Below are 18,561 nucleotides of genomic sequence, written 5' to 3'. Positions count from 1 at the left end.
CCATCATGCCCAAACGACTCGCTCCACTCACGCTCATGGCGCTGCTGCTCAGCGGCCCAGCCTTCGCCGCGCTGCAACCGCCGGCGGGTTACTACGCCGCCGTGGGCCAGCGCGAGGGCAAGGCGCCCATCTGCCCGGCGGTGCCGCAGCCGTACACCGGTGAGCTGCAGTTCACCAGCAAGTACGAAGGCTCCGACAGTGCCCGCGCCACGCTCAACCGCAAGGCCGAGAAGAACTTCCGCGAGCAGACCTCGCACATCACCCGCCTGGAAAAGGAAGCCGGGCGAATGATCACCGGTTACATGCGTACCGGTCAGCCGGAGCGCCTGGAATGCGCCATCGAATGGCTGGATCGCTGGGCCAGCGCCGATGCGCTGGAGTCCGAGCAGTTCAACCACACCGGCAAGTCGATGCGCAAATGGGCGCTGGGCAGCCTGGCCGGCGCCTGGCTGCGCCTGAAGTTCTCCGAATCGCAGCCGCTGGCGGCCTACCCGCAGCAGAGCGCACGCATCGAGGCCTGGTTCACCCGCCTGGCCGACCACACGGTGCGCGAATGGAGCGACCTGCCGCTGCGCAAGATCAACAACCACAGCTACTGGGCGGCCTGGTCGGTGATGGCGGTGGCGGTAATCAGTGATCGTCGCGACCTGTTCGACTGGTCCGTGGGCCAGTTCCGCATCGCTGCCAATCAGGTCGACGACGAAGGCTACCTGGCCAACGAAATGCGCCGCAGCCAACGCGCCCTGGCCTACCACAACTATGCCCTGCCGCCGCTGGCGATGATCGCCGCGTTCGCCGAGGCCAACGAAGTCGACCTGCGCGGTGAAAACCACGGCGCCCTGCAGCGCCTGGCCGAACGTGTGCTGGAAGGCGCGCGCGACCCGGCTGCGTTCGCCCAGCGCACCGGCGCCAAGCAAGACATGAGCGAGCTGCGCAAGGACTTCAAGTACGCCTGGCTGGCGCCCTACTGCAGCCTCTACGCCTGCAGTGAAGAGACCCGCGAACTGAACCAGGAGATGGGGCCGTTCAACAGCTTCCGCCTCGGTGGCGAGGTGACCCAGGTATTCGAAAAACCGTAGGAGCGGCTTTAGCCGCGATTTTCGCGGATGAATCGGCTCCTACGGGACGTAACAAAACAAACCCTCCGTTCGCGGGGGGAAAGGGGGGCGCTGCCCCGGCTGTTCACGGAGAAGCACGGATGGTCTTTTCATCCAACGTCTTTTTGTTCCTGTTCCTGCCGATTTTTCTCGGCCTGTACTATCTGTGCCCGAATCGCGGGCGCAATCTGCTGATCCTGATCGGCAGCTACACCTTCTACGCCTGGTGGCGGGTGGATTTCCTTCTGCTGTTCGCTGCCGTGACGCTGTGGAACTACGTCTTCGGCCTGCGCATCCATGCCCACGCCGGCACCCAGGCGGCGCGCCGCTGGGTGGTGGCCGGGGTGGTCGGCAACCTGGCCACGCTGGGCTACTTCAAGTACGCCAACTTCGGTGTGGCCAATATCAACGCCGTGCTCGAATCGATGGGGATGGAGCCCTTCGTCCTCACGGCGGTGATCCTGCCGATCGGTATCTCCTTCTACATCTTCCAGTCGATCAGCTACCTGATCGACGTGTACCGCCGCGACACCGAACCGACGCACAACCTGATCAACTTCGCCGCCTTCATCGCCCTGTTCCCGCAGCTGATCGCCGGCCCCGTGCTGCGCTACAAGGACCTGGCCGACCAGTTCACCGACCGCACGCACAGCCTCGACAAGTTCAGCGAAGGCGCCACGCGCTTCATGCAGGGCTTCGTCAAGAAGGTGTTCATCGCCGACAGCCTGGCGCCGCTGGTGGACCACTGCTTCGCCCTGGAAAACCCCAGTACCGGCGATGCCTGGCTGGGCATGATCGCCTACACCGCGCAGCTCTATTTCGACTTCTCCGGCTACAGCGACATGGCCATCGGCCTGGGCCTGATGATGGGTTTTCGCTTCATGGAGAACTTCAACCAGCCCTATATCAGTCAATCGATCACCGAGTTCTGGCGGCGCTGGCACATCAGCCTGTCCACCTGGCTGCGTGACTACCTGTACGTGCCGCTGGGCGGCAATCGCCATGGCACCTTCAACACCTACCGCAACCTGTTCCTGACCATGCTGCTGGGCGGCTTCTGGCATGGCGCCAACTGGACCTTCCTGATCTGGGGCGCCTGGCACGGCACCTGGCTGGCCATTGAGCGGGCGCTCGGCGTGAAAGCCGCACCGATTGTGTTCAACCCGCTGAAATGGGCCTTCACCCTGCTGCTGGTGATGCTCGGCTGGGTGATCTTCCGCGCCGAGAACCTGGAGGTGGCCGGGCGCATGTACGCCGCGCTGCTGCCCTTCGGTGACTGGCAGTTGAGCGAGCTGACCCTGGCACACATCACCGGGCTGCAGATGGTCACCCTGGTGCTGGCCTGGGTAGTGATCGCCGTCAATGGCGCCCGCCAGTTCCTCACCAGCCGCAGCCATGAGCCGGGCCTGACCCTGGCCAGCGCCGGGGTCGCCCTGCAGGCCGTCGACCTGCGTCTGGTGGCCCTGCGCGGCGCCCTGCTGCTGTTGTTCTGCGCCTCGCTGCTCAAGCTCTCGGCGCAGAGCTACTCCCCCTTCCTCTACTTCCAGTTCTGAGCGGAGGCCAAGCATGAATCGCCCCATCAAGACCCTGTATGTCGCGCTGTTCGCCCTGCTGCTGTTGCCGGTCAGCCTACTGGCCCTGAGCAAGCTCGGCGGCTACAGCATACCGGCGCAGCCGAGCGTGCTCGACGGCGGCCTGGCCAAGAGCATCGAGCATCACTACGACGAGAACTTCCCGCTCAAGCAGGCCGGTATCAACCTGTGGGCCGCCGTGGAATACCTGGCGTTCGGCGAAGGCCGTAGCGGCCTGGTGATCGGCGAAGACGGCTGGCTGTACTCGGACGAGGAGTTCGACCCGGTGGTCGACGGTCAGAGCCAGCTGCGCGACAACCTGGCGCTGATCCGTGGCGTGCAGCGCCAACTGGAAGAACGCGACATCCAGCTGCTGCTGGCCATCGTCCCGGCCAAGACCCGCCTGTACCCGGAGCACACCGGCAGCCATCGCCCCAGCGCTCTGCAGCGCAGCCTCTATCCGCGCTTTCACCGCGCCGTGCGCAACGCCGGGATCGCCGCACCGGACCTGCTCGCACCGCTGCAGGCAGCCAAGGACGAAGCACCGATGTTCCTGCGCACCGACACCCACTGGACCCCGGAAGGCGCCGACGTCACTGCCAAGGCGCTGAGTGAAGTGGTGCGTAGCGCCATGCAGTTGCGGGGCGAGCCACAGCAGTTCATCACCGAAACCGTGGAAACCCGCACGCATCAGGGTGACCTGACGCGCTTCCTGCCGCTGGCTCCCCTGTTCGAAAGCCTGATGCCCCAGGCCGACCGCCTGCAGCAACGTGAAACCCACGCCGCCGAAGGTGGCGGCGACGACCTGTTCGGCGACAGCGACCTGCCGGTGACGCTGGTCGGCACCAGCTACAGCGCCAACCCCGCCTGGAACTTCGCCGGGGCCCTGCGTGAACACCTGCAGCGTGACCTGGCCAACCACGCCGAGGAAGGCGGCGGACCGCTGGTGCCGATGCTCAAGTACCTGCAGAGCGAGGACTTCGAGAACAACCCACCGCAACTGGTGATCTGGGAGTTCCCCGAGCGCTACCTGCCGATGACCAGCGATTTCACCGATTTCGACCCGCAATGGCTCGCCGCACTCAAAGACGACGGCGAGCGCCAGGAGCTGGCCGCTGCCAGTCACTGATTCATCCCCCAAGGAGGACTATCCGATGAACAACACGCAAACCACCCTACGCCGCTTCACGCTGGGCGCCTGCGCCCTGGCCCTGGGCCTCGGCATGCTCCAGACACAGGCCGATGACGGCGCCCTCTACGGACCCAAGGCGCCCAAGGGCTCGGCCTTCGTCCGCGCCTACAACGCCAGCAGCGCCGAGCTCGACGTCAGCGTCGGCCAGACCCAGCTCAAGCAGATCTCGCCGCTGGGCTCGAGTGACTTCAAGTTCCTCCCGGCCGGCAGCTATCAGGCCCAGGTCGGCAACGCACAGATGGCGGTGGATCTGGAGGCCGCGCGTTACTACACCCTGGTCAGTCAGACCGGCGCCGAGCCGCGCCTGGTGGAAGAGCCGCCCTTCACCAGCCGGCAGAAAGCCCTGTTGCGCGTACAGAACCTGACTGACAGCACCCTCAGCCTGAAGACTGCCGACGGCAAGACTGCCGTGGTCGCCGACGTCAAACCCGACGGCCGTGGCGACCGCGAGATCAACCCGGTGAAGGTCGGCCTGGCGCTGTTCGAGGGTGAACGCAAGGTCGCCGACCTCAAGCCGGTGACCCTGGAGCGCGGCGAAGTGGTCAGCCTGTTCGTCACCGGCGGTCAGGGCAAGTTGTCGCCGGTGTGGGTCAAGCGCCCCATCGACGGTTAAGGCACTGAGTTTCTAGAACAAGGAAAACGGCGGGTACACGTCGCACCGACACGACACGGGCAAACCACTTGATCAATCGCTCAGGAGAGACACAACCATGACCCCCATCATCCTATCCGGTGGCAGCGGCTCGCGACTCTGGCCTCTTTCGCGCAAGCTGTATCCCAAGCAATTCCTCGCCCTGACTGGTGAGCAGACACTGTTCCAGCAGACCCTGCAGCGCCTCTCCATCGAGGGCATGCAGCCGCCAGTGCTGGTGGCCAACCAGGAGCACCGCTTCATCGTCCTCGAGCAACTGGAGCAGATCGACCTGCAGGCACAAATGCTGCTGCTCGAGCCCTTCGGCCGCAACACCGCACCGGCCGTGGCCATGGCCGCCCTGCAATTGGTCGCCGAAGGTCGTGACGAACTGATGCTGGTACTGCCGGCCGATCACGTACTGGACGATCAGCAAGCCTTCCGCCAGGCCCTGGCGCTGGCCACCGTGGCCGCTGAAAAAGGCGAAATGGTCCTGTTCGGTGTGCCGGCCGACCGCCCGGAGACCGGCTACGGCTATATCCGTGGCCAGGCCGACGGCACCCTGCCCGATGGCGTGGCGCGCGTCGCCAACTTCGTCGAAAAACCCGACGCCCAGCGCGCCACCGAGTACGTGAGAAGCGGCGACTACTACTGGAACAGCGGCATGTTCCTGTTCCGCGCCAGCCGCTTCCTCGAGGAGCTCAAGCACCACGACGTGGATATCTACGACACCTGCCTGCTGGCACTGGAACGCAGCAAGCGCGAAGGCACGCAGATCGCCATCGACCCGGCCACCTTCGCCTGCTGCCCGGACAACTCCATCGACTACGCCGTGATGGAGAAGACCAGCCGCGCCTGCGTGGTACCGCTGGCCGCCGGCTGGAACGATGTCGGCAGCTGGTCGTCGATCTGGGAAGTGCACGACAAGGACGAAGCCGGCAACGTCACCAAGGGCGACGTGGTAGTCGAGGACAGCCGCAACTGCCTGATCCACGGCAATGGCAAGCTGGTCTCGGTGCTCGGCCTGGACGACATCGTCGTGGTGGAAACCAAGGACGCCATGATGGTGGCACACAAGGACCGCGTACAGGACGTCAAGAAGCTGGTGAGCAAGCTGGACGCGCAAGGCCGCTGCGAGACCCAGAACCACTGCGAGGTGTACCGCCCGTGGGGCTCGTACGACTCGGTGGACATGGGTGGCCGCTTCCAGGTCAAGCACATCACCGTCAAACCGGGCGCGCAGCTCTCCTTGCAGATGCACCACCACCGTGCCGAGCACTGGATCGTGGTGTCCGGCACGGCCAAGGTGACCTGCGACGACCGTGAGTTCCTACTCACCGAGAACCAGTCCACCTACATCCCGATGACCTCGGTGCACCGCCTCTCCAACCCGGGCAAGATCCCGCTGGAGATCATCGAAGTGCAGTCCGGCACCTACCTCGGCGAAGACGATATCGAGCGTCTGGAAGACGTGTACGGCCGTAGCGATGCAGTAGCTGTCGGCGCCGCACACTGAGCTGTTCGTAGCCGGATGCAGTCCGGGTCGATATCGGCCCCGGATTGCATCCGGACTACGTCCTTGTTCATCCGAGGCATATGCAGTGAGCTCCCCTCTCTCATTCATGGGAGAGTGGTTGGGGGCAGAATACGCCCATGCCATTGAAGGCTCTGCCTTCCCCGCTCCCTTCCCGCCAGGTGAAGGAAGCTGTCACACCCTGCGACAGCCCACGCGGTTACCCTGACCTGAGAGCTTGTGTAGGATGAGTGCAGACTCCCCAAAGGACTGCGCTCATGCTGTTCGGCATCGTACTCGTCATCACCTGGCTGATCCTGCTGATCCGCTATCCGACCAAGGCGCTACCGGTGTCCATGGCCGCGCTGGTCGGTCTCGGCCTGGTGGCCACCTGGGTGATCTGGCAGGAAAGCCGCGACGAGCGCTACCTCGCTCATCTCGAACTGCGCCTGAGCTACGACCCGCAGCGCTGCCCCGCTGATCGCCCGCTGGCCATCGACCTGAAGAACGGCAGCGACGCCGCCCTGCTGGAACTGCGCTGGGAAGTCGCTGCCTACCGTCCCGGCAATGCCACCAACCTGGCCCAGCGCCTTTACGAATCGCCACGCTACAGCGGCCCCGGTGAACTGCTGCCGGGTGCCAGCTGGAGCGACTGCATGCCCCTGCCCGACCTGCGCAGCGGCTATCGCCCGGCTACGCTGGAGTTTCGCGCCGAGCGCCTGCAAGGCAAGTTCATCCGCTAGTCAATGCCTGGAGCGAACCGTGACGTAGGGCGGCCTCACGAGCGCAGCGAGTAGCCCGCCGAGCCAAACCAAGCATGGCAGCACAACGTCAACGGCGTACTGCTTCGCGACGACTGCATGGATGCAGGAGGTAGAGCGCCGCAGGAAGCCAAAGCCGAGTGCGCCCTACCCCTCCACCCACATCCTCAGCGCGTAGGGCGGACTCAGGAGCCTAGGCGAACAGTCCGCCATCACCTCAAGCCAAGCCTGCTAAGCTGCAACCCCATTCGCGTCTCAGGGAGTCCCGCGCATGCCCCAACCCAGCGTCCTTATCACCGGCTGCTCCAGCGGCATTGGCCGCGCCCTGGCCGACGCCTTCAAGGCGGGTGGCTACGCCGTCTGGGCCACGGCGCGCAAGGAGAACGACCTCACAGCGCTTGAGCAAGCCGGGTTCAACGCGGTGCAGCTCGACGTCAACGATGGCCAAGCGCTGCAACAGCTGAGCGCTCGCCTGAGCGAGGAGATCGGCGGCCTCGATGTGCTGATCAACAATGCAGGCTACGGCGCCATGGGCCCGCTGCTCGACGGTGGCGTGGAAGCCATGCAGCGGCAGTTCGAAACCAATGTCTTCTCCATCGTTGGCGTGACCCGCGCGTTCTTCCCGCTGCTGCGTCGCAGCCGTGGCCTGGTGGTGAATATCGGCAGCGTTTCCTCGGTGCTGGTGACGCCCTTCGCCGGTGCCTACTGCGCCTCCAAGGCTGCCGTGCATGCCTTGAGCGACGCGCTGCGCATGGAGCTGGCGCCCTTCTCCATCGAGGTGATGGAAGTGCAGCCCGGCGCCATCGCTTCCAGCTTCGGCGCCAACGCCAGCCAGCAAGCCGAAGCGCTGATCCGTGAAGACTCGCCCTGGTGGCCGCTGCGCGAGGGCATCCGCGCCCGCGCCAATGCCTCGCAGGACAACCCAACTCCGGCCAGCGACTTCGCCGCACAACTGCTGGCCGCCGTACAGCGCGACAAACGCCCGCGCCTGCTACGCCTGGGTAATGGCAGCCGCGCCCTGCCGCTACTCGCCACGCTGCTGCCCAAGGCGCTGCTCGAGCATGTTCTGCGCAAACGCTTCGGCCTGGTGCAAAGCCTGTGAGCCAGAACCTGCAACTGCGCTACTACGCGGCTGCGGGGATAGTCGCGGCGATCGTGCTGAACCTGCTGCTGCGCACCTTCGTGCGCCTCGGCGGCGTGTTTACTACATTGCTGATCGCCGCCGTCATTGCGGCCGGTTTGGCGCTGGTGTTTCACTGGCGCCAGGGTCGCGCGCCCAGCAGCGCTGAGCGCTGGCGTTTCACCCTGCTCTATGGCGGCGTGCTCGGGCTGCTCTATCTCGGCCTGCTGGGCATGATGGTCCTGCAGGACACGCCCAGCCCCATGGGCCTGTTTCTCTTCAGCCTGCATTATCTGTGCTACCCAGTGCTGGCCTGGCTGGCGTTTTCGCCACGCCATGGCCGCTGATTTTTCGTCAGGATGACTTCGCCATGCTGCATACCCTCGCCGTCGCCAACTACCGCTCGATCAACAGCCTGATCCTGCCGCTGGGCCGGCTCAACCTGATCACAGGCGCCAACGGCAGCGGCAAGTCCAACCTCTACCGCGCCCTGCGCCTGCTGGCGGAAACCGCGCAAGGTGGCGTGGTCAACGCGCTGGCGCGCGAAGGCGGGCTGGAGTCGAGTTTCTGGGCCGGGCCGGAGAAGATTTCCCGGCGTATGCGCAGCGGTGAGGTGCCGGTGCAGGGTGGGCCACGACAGAACGTGATGCGCCTGCGCCTGGGCTTTGCCGGCGAGGATTTCGGCTACTCCATCGCCCTTGGCCTGCCCGAGCCAAGCAGCTCGGCCTTCGCTCTCGACCCGGAGATCAAGCGCGAATGCATCTGGGCTGGCGCCAGCTACCGCCCTGCCTCGCTGCTGGTGGATCGCGCTGGGCCCATGGTGCGTATGCGTGAAGGTCGCAGCTGGCAGGTACTGGCCCAGCACGTGCCGAACTACGACAGCCTGTTCGACCAGATCGGCAACGACCCGAATTGCCCGGAAGTTTTCCAGCTACGCGAAACCATTCGCCGCTGGCGCTTCTACGATCACTTTCGCAGCGACGCCGAGGCACCCGCGCGCCAGCCGCAGCTGGGCACGCGAACACCGGTACTGCACCACGATGGCCGCGACCTGGCCGCCGCCCTGCAGACCATCCGCGAGATAGGCGACCGCGAAGCCCTGGATGCCGCCATCGACGACGCCTTTCCCGGCAGCCGTCTGCATATCGACTTTCAGGCCGGCGGACGCTTCGCTGTGGAACTGCGTCAGGAAGGTTTGCTGCGCCCCTTGAGCGCTGCCGAGCTGTCCGATGGCACGCTGCGCTACCTGTTGCTGGTGGCCGCCCTGCTCACGCCGCGACCACCGTCACTGATGGTGCTCAACGAACCGGAAACCAGCCTGCACCCGGATCTGCTGCCGGCACTCGGGCGCCTGATCATCGCCGCCTCGAAGCAAACGCAGGTGTGGGTCGTCTCTCACGCCAGCCGGCTGATCGCCGCGCTCAAGGAAAGCCCCGACTGCAACACCCTGGAGCTGGACAAACAGCTCGGTCAGACCTGCATACGCGGCCAGGGCATGCTCGACGAGCCGCCCTGGCACTGGCCGGATTGAGACGTCCGTAGGGTGCGCCGCGCGCACCGGCTTCTGATCGCTATCCGCTCCGGTCCTGCACTGCGCACCCTACTCGTTCTCACAGCCCGTCGAGATAGCGCTCGACATCCAGCGCCGCCATGCAGCCGGCACCGGCCGAGGTGATCGCCTGGCGATAGACCGAATCGGCCACGTCACCGGCGGCGAACACGCCAGCCACAGTGGTCGCGGTGGCATTGCCCTCGCGCCCACCATTGACCACCAGATAGCCGTCTTTCAGCGCCAGTTGGCCTTCGAACAAGCTGGTATTGGGGGTATGGCCGATGGCAACGAACAGACCATCCACCTTCAGCTCGCGGTAAGCGCCGCCATATTGTTTCAGGCGCACACCGGTGACGCCGCTGGCATCGCCCAGCACCTCGTCCACCTCGGCATTGAGCTGCAGCTCGATCTTGCCTTCGGCAATGCGCGCGCGCAGCTTGTCCTGCAGGATCTTCTCGGCACGGAACGTCTCGCGGCGGTGAATCAGGGTTACCTTGCTGGCGATGTTGGCCAGGTACAGTGCCTCTTCCACAGCGGTATTGCCGCCACCGACCACCGCGACCTCGCGGCCACGATAGAAGAAGCCATCGCAGGTCGCGCACGCCGAAACACCGCGGCCCATGAACGCCTCTTCACTGGGCAGCCCCAGGTAGCGAGCGCTGGCGCCGGTGGCGATGATCAGCGCGTCGCAGCTATAAGTGGCGCTGTCGCCAACCAGGGTGAATGGCTTGCCGGCCAGATCCACGGCGTTGATATGGTCGAAGACGATCTCGGTCTCGAAGCGCTCGGCATGCTCCTGCATGCGCTGCATCAGCGCCGGGCCGGTCAGGCCATGAGGGTCACCCGGCCAGTTGTCCACCTCGGTGGTGGTGGTCAGTTGGCCGCCGGCCTGGATACCGGTGATCAGCAGCGGTTTCAGATTGGCGCGTGCGGCATAGACAGCAGCGCTATAACCGGCAGGACCGGAACCCAGAATGATGACGCGGGCATGACGAACGGCAGACATCGCTAACTCCTTGCAGGCCCACAGGGCCGGCAGGCCAGAATAAAAAGGGACTCTCGAAGCACTAGGGGAAGGCTTGGAAGGATGAGAGCCCCGCAAAAGAGAAACTGGGCGCAAGGCTATCGAGGCGGCTGGCGAAGCGGAAATATCCATTGCCAATTCCGCGAATAGAGTCCGCCTATGGCTGTCGAGTTGAACCTTGCCCCATGGCTGAACTTTCACCGCGCAGGCAAAGTCGGTATGGTCGCGCGCATCAACCACTCAGGAGACCGCCATGCCCGCCGCTCCCGTCCTGTCCGGCCCGCAATACCTGCGAGAAGGCCTGAGGCTGGTACTCAGTCCCGGCCTGCGCCTGTTCGTATTGCTGCCGCTGGCGATCAATCTGATCCTGTTCGTCAGCATGATCAGCTTTGCCGTGCAGCAGTTCAGCGGCTGGGTCGATACCTTCATGCCTTCCCTGCCGAACTGGCTGAGCTTCCTGCAGTACATCCTCTGGCCACTGTTCGTGGTGCTGGTGCTGCTGATGGTGTTCTTCACCTTCACCCTGCTGGCCAACATCATCGCCGCACCGTTCAACGGTTTTCTCGCGGAGAAGGTCGAAGTGGTGGCGCGCGGTGAAGATCATTTCCCGCCGTTCAGCTGGGCCGAACTGGCAGCCATGGTGCCGCGTACCATGGGTCGCGAAATGCGCAAGCTGGCGTATTTCCTGCCACGCGCCATCGGCCTGCTGATCCTCAGCTTCATCCCGGTGCTCAACCTGGTCGCCGCGCCGCTGTGGTTGCTGTTCGGCGTGTGGATGATGGCCGTGCAGTACATCGACTACCCGGCGGACAACAACAAGATGAGCTGGCAGGACATGCTCGCCTGGCTGCGCGAGAAGCGCTGGCAGAGCCTGAGCTTCGGCGGCATCACCTACGCCGCCCTGCTGGTCCCAGGGCTGAACATCCTCATGATGCCGGCCGCCGTGGCCGGTGCCACGCTGTTCTGGGTGCATGAGCGCGGCGAGCAGGCGCTAGGTTCGCGCAAGAACATCGTGTAACGCCTGCATCGACGCCTGCGACTCGCGCTCGATGCGCCGGCGCATGAACAGGCCATTGGCCAGGCGCATCGGCCAGCCGGGGAAACCGTATTCGAGGGTGCGCACAAACTCGCAGCCTCCCTCGACCGCCACGCACTCGTAGGTGAGCAGCAGGTGCAGGCCATGGTCGCCCAGCGCACTGGCCTGCCAACGCTGGGCCGGCTGATAGTCGAGCACGTCCCAGCGCAGATGCCCGGCGCGGCCGCCGGCATGAATGTCTTCCTCGAAGCGCTCACCCGCGAGCAAGGCCCCTTCACGCCCATAGATGTGCAGTGACGATGGGTGCCACTGCGGCCAGTGACTCGGCGCCGCGGCATATTCCAGCACGCACGCAGCAGGCCGGGCGATGCGAATGCGGTGCTGCTGGCGGTTCTGCTCATGGATCGCCTCAGGCTCCCAGTGCAGGGTGCCGTACAGCCAGTCCATCAGCGGATGGACGATGCCGAAGTTGCACGAATGCATCAGCTCACGGCGATGATGCAGCGCATGCAGGCGGCGCATCTGGCGAACCCAGGGCAAACGCGAAAGCGGGTGCTCGGCCGGCAGGTGCTCGCAGGCATGTACCACTTCGTAGCTCATGTAGCCCAGCAGCATGCTACCGGCGAACAGCGCGGCGAGGTTGCCGTCGAGATGGGACAACAGCCACCAGGCGGCGAACAACGGCAGGCTGTAGAGCACGATCAGCCAGGCCGGAAAGAAGATCACACGCCAGTCGCGCGCCGTCTCGTAGGGCATCAGCGTCTCGACGAAGAAGCTGTGGTGATCGCCGGTGTGGCGTTTGTAGAAGAGTTTTCCGAAGCGCGTCTTGTTGTGGCCGAGGCGCTTGTGCACCTGGTATTCGCCCCAGCTGAAGAACAGCAGCGTTGCCGGCACCAGCAGCCATTGCCAGGGCGCCACCGCCTCCAGCGTGCTCCCGAGCAAGCCGATGCAGAGCAGCCCGTAAGCCAGTACGAATGCGGCATGCAACCAGGGGTTGTACCGCGGGTGGATGGCAGCCCGGTAATCGCTGCGAAAAGCCTGGGCATTGTCATTGTTGTAGGCCATGGCGCTCTCCTGTGGATTGACAGCAGTCTAGGCCCGGCCAAATCATTCGAATAATGGATATTTGAAAAGAGCATTATCCGTGATAACGAATTTACGTCAGCTCGACCTCAACCTGCTGCTGGTCTTCGACGCCCTGATGCAGGAAGGCAATCTGACCCGCGCCGCCCAACGCCTGCACCTGAGTCAGTCAACTGTGAGCAACGCCCTCGCCCGCCTGCGCCAGCAACTGGGCGAGGAGCTGTTCCAGCGCACCGCCCGCGGCATGACCCCGACCGCGCGCGCCCTGGCCCTCTACCCGCCCGTACGTCAGGCGCTGCAATTGCTGCAGGCCGGCCTCGGCCCCGCGGAGCCCTTCGATGCCAGGGCGCCGCACGTGTTCAGCCTGTCGCTCAACGACTACGCCCAGGCCGCGCTGCTGCCGATGCTGCAGGCGCATCTGGCCCGCGTCGCGCCGCTGGTAGAGCTGGTAGCGCACAGCGACGACGCCGACAACCTGCTGCCGCGCCTGGAAAGCGGCGCCCTGGACCTGGCCATCGACTACCTGCACGTCGACTCGCCCGACCTGCATTACGCGCCCCTGCGAGAAGAAGCCCTGGTGGTGATCGGCCGCCAGGATCATCCGGCCTTCGTCGGCGGCCTCAGCCTCCAGGATTACCAAGAGGCTCGTCACGTGATCGTGACCCCGCGCGCCGGTCGCGGTTCGCCGCTGGAAATCGTCCTGGGCTCGGCCAAGGTCAGGCGCCAGGCAGCGCTGCACCTGCCCAATTACCTGCCGATTCCGGCCATCGTCGCTCACACCGATCTACTCGGCACCATACCCGCGCGCCTGGCCGAAGCCTTCGCACCGCTATTCGCCCTGCAGGTGGCGCCGCTCCCCTTCGACATGCCGGCCGTGCAGATCAGCCTGATCTGGCACCGCCACCAACACCATGACCCGGCGCACCTCTGGCTGCGAGAACAACTTCACGGCCTGCTTTCCTGACATATAAACGCAATCGAAACGTCATGTTCACTACATGACCTAGGCAGAGACTGCTTACATGAACGCACCTTCTCTGCACATCGCGCTGATCAGCGAAACCTTCCCGCCGGAAATCAACGGCGTGGCCAATACCCTCGGCCGCCTGGTCGACGGCCTGCGTGGCCGTGGCCATCGCGTACAACTGATACGGCCACGCCAGGAGGTCGATCAGGAGCAGGACGCCGACAATGACCTGCTGCTCACTCGCGGCTGGCCGCTGCCCGGCTACCCCGGCCTGCAATGGGGTCAGTCATCCCTGCACAAGCTGCTCAGACGCTGGCAACGGCAGCGACCGGACGTGCTCTACATCGCCACCGAAGGCCCGCTTGGCCTGTCCGCTTTGCGCGCGGCCAGGCGCCTGGCGATCCCAGTGGTCAGCGGTTTTCACACCAATTTCCAGCAGTACACCGGGCACTACGGCATCGGCCTGCTGACCCGAGCGATGACCAACTACCTGCGCTGGTTCCACAACCGCACGCAGATGACGCTGGTGCCGAGCATCGGCCAGAAGGTCGATCTTGAGCGCCGTGATTTCGAGCGCCTGGCCCTGCTTGCCCGTGGCGTCGACAGCCAGTTGTTCCACCCACGCAGACGCTGCGACGCCTTGCGCGAAAGCTGGGGCCTGGGGCCGGATGACCTGGCCGTGCTGCATGTAGGTCGCCTGGCGGCAGAGAAGAATCTCGGTCTGCTGGTCAAAGCCTTCCACGCCCTGCAGACGGCTCACCCGCAGCGCCGTATGCGCCTGATCCTGGTCGGCGACGGACCACTGCGCGCCAACCTCCAGGCGCAACTACCAGATGCGCTGTTCTGCGGCCTGCAGCGCGGTGAAGCGTTGGCCACACACTACGCTTCGGGCGATCTGTTCCTGTTCCCCAGCCTCTCGGAGACCTTCGGCAATGTGGTGCTGGAGGCCCTGGCATCGAGCCTCGGCGTGGTGGCATTCGACCAGGCTGCGGCCGCTCAGCATATCCATCACGGGCACAACGGCATGCTCGCCCGCCCTGGCGACGAAGCCGGTTTCTGCGAAGCCGCCTGCGAGTTGCTGGACGATGCGGAAGTCTTCCGCCGCATCCGCCTCAATGCCCGCAGGCATGCCAGCCACCTCAGCTGGGACGGCATCGTCGCGCTGTTCGAACAGCACCTGCGCAGCGCCATGCAGCCGGCGCCCGAGCGGACGAAGCCGGTAAACATCGACACCCCAGTGGCGATCCCGAGCAAAACGTCGGAGCACTGACACACTCCCCGTAGGGTGCGCCGTGCGCACCGCGAACCTGACGCGATACCGAGCATGTTCGCGCGGCGCCACCTCAACCAGCGGACGTAAAAAAGCCCCGATGTGCCGGGGCTGAAAACGGGGCGCCGGATCGCGACGCCCGCCAGAAACGGACTCAGACCAGCGTGGTCAGCGCATCGCGGCTGAACGGCAGGATGTCCTGCTCGCGGCCTTCACGCACCTTCAGCGCCCAATCCGGGTCGACCAGCAGCGCGCGGCCCACGGCGACCAGATCGAACTCCTCCTTGTTCAGGCGCTCGAGCAGATTCTCGAGACTGGCCGGCTCGGCCACCTTGTCGGTCTTGACCATGAACTGCAGGAACTCGCCATCCAGGCCGACACTGCCGACGGTGATGGTCGGCTTGCCAGTGAGCTTGCGTGTCCAGCCGGCCAGGTTGAGGTCGCTGCCTTCGAACTCCGGCTCCCAGAAACGGCGCGTCGAGCAATGGAAGATGTCCACGCCCGCATCGGACAGCGGCTTGAGGAAGGCCTCCAGCTGCTCCGGGGTCTGCACCAGGCGTGCGGTGTAGTCCTGCTGCTTCCACTGCGAGAACCGCAGGATGATCGGGAAGTCCGGGCCGACCGCAGCGCGCACCGCCTGGATCAGCTCGATGGCAAAACGCGAACGCGCTGCCAGGTCACCACCGTACTGGTCGGTTCGCTGGTTGCTGCCTTCCCAGAAGAACTGGTCGATCAGGTAGCCATGGGCGCCATGAATCTCCACACCATCCATGCCGATGGCCTTGGCATCGCGCGCAGCCTGGGCGAAGGCGGCGATCACCTCATCGATATCGGCCTGGGTCATGCCATGCACGACCACCTGGCCGTCCTTGATCTTCTCCATCGGGCCAAAGCCCGGCACGCTGGCATCCGGCTCGGTGCCCAGCTTGCGCACGTTACCCACGTGCCAGAGCTGCGGAACGATCTTGCCGCCTTCGGCATGCACGGCGTCGACCACCTGCTTCCAGCCGGCCAGGGCGTCTTCGCCGTAGAAACGCGGCACATTCGGATAACCATTGGCGGCCTTATGACCGACGGTAGTGCCCTCGGTGACGATCAGCCCCACGCCCGCAGCCGCACGGCGACGGTAATACTCGATGACCTTGGCATTGGGCACACCACCGGGCGAAAAGGAGCGGGTCATCGGCGCCATGACCACACGGGTCGGCAGCTCCAGGTTACCGAGGCGGAACGGGGCGAACAGGGCTTGAACGGGAGCGCTCATCATCTTTCCTCTGGGGTTGAACGGTAATCAGGCCTGCAGCAAACGCTCCAGGCGGGTGACGAAAGCTTCCAGCGGCTGCAGGTTGCGCCCCACCTTGAGACGGGCGAGCACGCCTTGCCAGGCGTCGCTGATGAAGGTAGCGAGGTTGCCGCAGTCCTCGTCGGCCGGCAGTTCACCGGCGGCCTGCGCCTGCTCCAGGCAGTCGCGCAGGATATCCACCGAGGCCTGCTGGATGGCCGCGACCTCGGCACCGATGGCCGGCAGCATCTCGCTCATCTCGAAACTCAGGCTGCCGATGAAGCAGTGGTACTGCGGCGTCTCCTGGCGGGCGAAGTGCGCCAGCAGGTCGCGGTAATAGCCAAGGATGCGTGCACGCGGGCTCAATGCTGGGTCATTAAGCGCCTGGGCATAGCGCGTCAGGCGCGGCCGATAGATGAAAGCTAGCGCCTGCAGGGCGAAATCTTCCTTGCTGGCGAAGTAGTGATAGAAGCTGCCCTTGGGAATCCCGGCCGCCTGGACGATCTCCAGCACGCCGGTGCCGTGATAACCGCGCCGGGTCATCACCGCCGAGCCCTTGCTGAGGATCAGGTCGCGCTTGTCGAGTCGAATGCTGTTCATGACGCCGAGCATATGACCGGTCGTCTCGCTCGGCACAGCACTATTGATGCTGGTGATTAAGCACCACAACAAACGGCGCCAGAAAACGTAGGAGCGAGCTCTGCTCGCGAAGCCGTTGGCTTACAGAATTCGCGAGCAGAGCTCGCTCCAACAGATCAGGACTGCAGCCAGATCAGCGAAGCGAAACGTCCGGTGCGGGCACTGCGGCGATAGGAGTAGAAGCGCGGGTCGTTGTAGGTGCACAGGCCACCGCCGCTGACGGCGGTGACGCCGATGGCAGCCAGGCGGATACGTGCCAGTTGGTAGATATCGGCCATGAACCTGCCGGCATTGGCGCTGGGCACGAATGCGCTGGCAGCCCCGGCGTGCTGTTGTACGAAGGCCTCGCGTACTTCAGCCCCCACTTCGAACGCGGCCGGGCCGATGGCTGGGCCAAGCCAGACCAGCAATTCCTGCGGCGCGACGTTCATCGCCTGCACGGTCGCCTCCAGCACACCACCGGCCAACCCGCGCCAACCCGCATGGGCAGCCGCCACACGCGTACCGGCGCGGTCGCAGAACAATGCCGGCAGGCAATCGGCGGTCATCGCCGTACAGGCGATACCAGGGGTGGCCGTCCAGTTGCCATCGGCTTCGATGACCACCGCCGGATTGGCTTCGGCCACCACTATGCCGTGCACCTGGCGCAACCAGGCTGGCTGGCAACCCAGGGCATCGACCAGATGCTGACGGTTGCTCGCCACCGCAATCGGGTCGTCCTCGACATGATCGCCCAGGTTGAAGGTATCGAACGGCGCCGCGCTGACGCCGCCGCTACGGGTGGTGACGCAGGCGCGCACGTTAGCCGGCGCAGGCCAGTCGGGAGTCAACCAATCGTGGGCACTCACCCGACGAAAGCCTCGCGATCCTGGCGCAGCAGGGTCAGTAGCCAGACCAGATCATCCGGCAGCTCCGACTCCCACTTCATGCGCTTGCCGGTAGCCGGATGATCCAGCTCGAGAAAGCGTGCATGCAACGCCTGCCGCGGAAACTCCTTGAGACTCTGCACCAGCGTCGGGCTGGCGGCTGGCGGAATGCGGAAACGGCCGGCGTAGACCGGATCGCCCACCAGCGGGTAGCCAACGTGGGTCATGTGCACACGAATCTGGTGGGTACGCCCGGTTTCCAGCTTGACCCGTACATGGGTGTGCGAGCGGTAGCGCTCGAGCACGCGGTAGTGACTGATCGCCGGCTTGCCGCCATCGGTCACTGCCATACGCTGACGCTGGCTGGAGCTGCGGCCAATCGGCGCATCGATGGTGCCGCCGGCGGTGATCACGCCGATGCAGATGCATTCATAGATGCGGCTGACGCTGCGCTTCTGCAGTTGTTCGACCAGATTGGTCTGCGCCTGCAGGGTCTTGGCCACCACCATCAGGCCGGTGGTGTCCTTGTCCAGACGATGGACGATGCCGGCGCGCGGCACATTGATGATGTCCGGTACGTGGTGCAGCAGGGCGTTGAGCAGGGTGCCGTCGGCATGCCCCGCGGCCGGGTGCACCACCAGACCGGCTGGCTTGTCGATCACCAGCAGGTGTTCGTCTTCATAGACGATGTTCAGTTCGATGTCCTGCGCGATCCACTCGCCCTGCGCTTCCTGCTCGGCATCCAGTACCAGCGTCGAGCCAGCATGCACGGTGTCGCGCGGACGCGCCACGGCGCCATCGACAGTCAGGCGACCTTCCTTGATCCAGGTGGAAAGGCGCGAACGGGAGAACTCGCCAAACAGCTGCGCAGCCACCTGGTCGAGGCGTTGACCGCCCTGTTCAAAGGGGACAATGGCCTGGAGTTGGATCAGCTGTTTGTTTATAGAAGTCATCTTC

The 18,561-nt window shown here is 64.9% G+C and carries 18 protein-coding genes; 12 read left to right on the top strand and 6 right to left on the bottom strand.

Annotated elements, in window-relative coordinates; translation table 11 throughout:
• The first annotated feature begins 5 nt into the window (after positions 1 to 5).
• The 9 genes from JWV26_RS15930 (at position 6) to JWV26_RS15890 (ending at position 9,416) form a co-directional block, all read left to right on the top strand.
• Positions 6 to 1,079: a mannuronate-specific alginate lyase gene (locus JWV26_RS15930; protein WP_206417306.1), complete on the top strand. Its 1,074-nt coding sequence runs from the start codon at positions 6 to 8 to the stop codon at positions 1,077 to 1,079.
• 119 nt (positions 1,080 to 1,198) lie between these two features.
• Complete coding sequence (locus JWV26_RS15925; RefSeq protein WP_206417305.1) at positions 1,199 to 2,650, top strand: MBOAT family O-acyltransferase; 1,452 nt, start codon at positions 1,199 to 1,201, stop codon at positions 2,648 to 2,650.
• A 13-nt stretch (positions 2,651 to 2,663) separates the two neighbouring features.
• Entirely contained in the window at positions 2,664 to 3,797 is a 1,134-nt protein-coding gene (locus JWV26_RS15920; protein ID WP_206417304.1) for an alginate O-acetyltransferase, read from the top strand.
• Positions 3,798 to 3,822: 25 nt separating this feature from the next.
• Positions 3,823 to 4,473 carry an alginate O-acetyltransferase AlgF gene (locus JWV26_RS15915; protein ID WP_206417303.1) on the top strand — a complete coding sequence of 217 codons (651 nt, stop codon included), beginning with the start codon at positions 3,823 to 3,825 and terminating at the stop codon, positions 4,471 to 4,473.
• Positions 4,474 to 4,570: 97 nt separating this feature from the next.
• On the top strand, positions 4,571 to 6,007 hold the full coding sequence (locus JWV26_RS15910; RefSeq protein WP_074913462.1) for a mannose-1-phosphate guanylyltransferase/mannose-6-phosphate isomerase: 1,437 nt from the start codon (positions 4,571 to 4,573) through the stop codon (positions 6,005 to 6,007).
• Between the two features lie 275 nt (positions 6,008 to 6,282).
• Entirely contained in the window at positions 6,283 to 6,747 is a 465-nt protein-coding gene (locus tag JWV26_RS15905; RefSeq protein WP_059390552.1) for a hypothetical protein, read from the top strand.
• Between the two features lie 289 nt (positions 6,748 to 7,036).
• On the top strand, positions 7,037 to 7,867 hold the full coding sequence (locus JWV26_RS15900) for an SDR family oxidoreductase (RefSeq protein ID WP_206417302.1): 831 nt from the start codon (positions 7,037 to 7,039) through the stop codon (positions 7,865 to 7,867).
• The gene (locus tag JWV26_RS15895; protein ID WP_206417301.1) at positions 7,864 to 8,232 is read left to right on the top strand and encodes a hypothetical protein; all 369 of its coding nucleotides are present in this window, start codon (positions 7,864 to 7,866) and stop codon (positions 8,230 to 8,232) included. The genes JWV26_RS15900 and JWV26_RS15895 overlap by 4 nt, the downstream gene beginning before the upstream one ends.
• A gap of 23 nt (positions 8,233 to 8,255) precedes the next feature.
• Complete coding sequence (locus JWV26_RS15890) at positions 8,256 to 9,416, top strand: AAA family ATPase (protein WP_093048871.1); 1,161 nt, start codon at positions 8,256 to 8,258, stop codon at positions 9,414 to 9,416.
• 79 nt (positions 9,417 to 9,495) lie between these two features.
• On the opposite strand, the gene trxB is transcribed toward JWV26_RS15890, so the two are convergent.
• Complete coding sequence (trxB, locus tag JWV26_RS15885) at positions 9,496 to 10,443, bottom strand: thioredoxin-disulfide reductase (RefSeq protein ID WP_072422995.1); 948 nt, start codon at positions 10,441 to 10,443, stop codon at positions 9,496 to 9,498.
• Positions 10,444 to 10,714: 271 nt separating this feature from the next.
• Here trxB and cysZ point away from each other — a divergent pair, with 271 nt between their 5' ends.
• Positions 10,715 to 11,479 (top strand): sulfate transporter CysZ, encoded by a 765-nt coding sequence (gene cysZ, locus JWV26_RS15880; protein ID WP_206417300.1) that lies wholly within the window; start codon positions 10,715 to 10,717, stop codon positions 11,477 to 11,479.
• On the opposite strand, the gene JWV26_RS15875 is transcribed toward cysZ, so the two are convergent.
• Complete coding sequence (locus tag JWV26_RS15875) at positions 11,453 to 12,562, bottom strand: sterol desaturase/SRPBCC family protein (RefSeq protein WP_206417299.1); 1,110 nt, start codon at positions 12,560 to 12,562, stop codon at positions 11,453 to 11,455. The genes cysZ and JWV26_RS15875 overlap by 27 nt on opposite strands.
• 79 nt (positions 12,563 to 12,641) lie before the next feature.
• Here JWV26_RS15875 and bsrA point away from each other — a divergent pair, with 79 nt between their 5' ends.
• Together bsrA and JWV26_RS15865 are read left to right on the top strand one after the other, a co-directional pair.
• Positions 12,642 to 13,544, top strand: coding sequence for a LysR family transcriptional regulator BsrA (bsrA, locus tag JWV26_RS15870; RefSeq protein ID WP_093048859.1), 903 nt, complete (start codon positions 12,642 to 12,644; stop codon positions 13,542 to 13,544).
• Positions 13,545 to 13,602: 58 nt separating this feature from the next.
• Complete coding sequence (locus JWV26_RS15865; RefSeq protein WP_206417298.1) at positions 13,603 to 14,817, top strand: glycosyltransferase family 4 protein; 1,215 nt, start codon at positions 13,603 to 13,605, stop codon at positions 14,815 to 14,817.
• 154 nt (positions 14,818 to 14,971) lie between these two features.
• Here JWV26_RS15865 and JWV26_RS15860 read toward each other — a convergent pair whose 3' ends face one another.
• The 4 genes from JWV26_RS15860 to rluD all read right to left on the bottom strand — a co-directional run bounded on the left by JWV26_RS15860 (position 14,972) and on the right by rluD (position 18,557).
• Positions 14,972 to 16,081 (bottom strand): NADH:flavin oxidoreductase, encoded by a 1,110-nt coding sequence (locus JWV26_RS15860; protein WP_072423000.1) that lies wholly within the window; start codon positions 16,079 to 16,081, stop codon positions 14,972 to 14,974.
• Positions 16,082 to 16,108: 27 nt separating this feature from the next.
• The gene (locus JWV26_RS15855; protein ID WP_239692293.1) at positions 16,109 to 16,699 is read right to left on the bottom strand and encodes a TetR/AcrR family transcriptional regulator; all 591 of its coding nucleotides are present in this window, start codon (positions 16,697 to 16,699) and stop codon (positions 16,109 to 16,111) included.
• Positions 16,700 to 16,854: 155 nt separating this feature from the next.
• Positions 16,855 to 17,586 (bottom strand): peptidoglycan editing factor PgeF, encoded by a 732-nt coding sequence (gene pgeF, locus JWV26_RS15850; RefSeq protein ID WP_206417297.1) that lies wholly within the window; start codon positions 17,584 to 17,586, stop codon positions 16,855 to 16,857.
• Positions 17,583 to 18,557 (bottom strand): 23S rRNA pseudouridine(1911/1915/1917) synthase RluD, encoded by a 975-nt coding sequence (rluD, locus tag JWV26_RS15845; RefSeq protein WP_072423003.1) that lies wholly within the window; start codon positions 18,555 to 18,557, stop codon positions 17,583 to 17,585. Before rluD ends, pgeF begins: the two co-directional genes overlap by 4 nt.
• Positions 18,558 to 18,561 lie beyond the last annotated feature (4 nt).

The organism is Ectopseudomonas toyotomiensis (genome assembly GCF_017167985.1).
Taxonomy (GTDB): domain Bacteria; phylum Pseudomonadota; class Gammaproteobacteria; order Pseudomonadales; family Pseudomonadaceae; genus Aquipseudomonas; species Aquipseudomonas toyotomiensis.
This window is presented reverse-complemented; position numbering and strand designations above follow the sequence as displayed.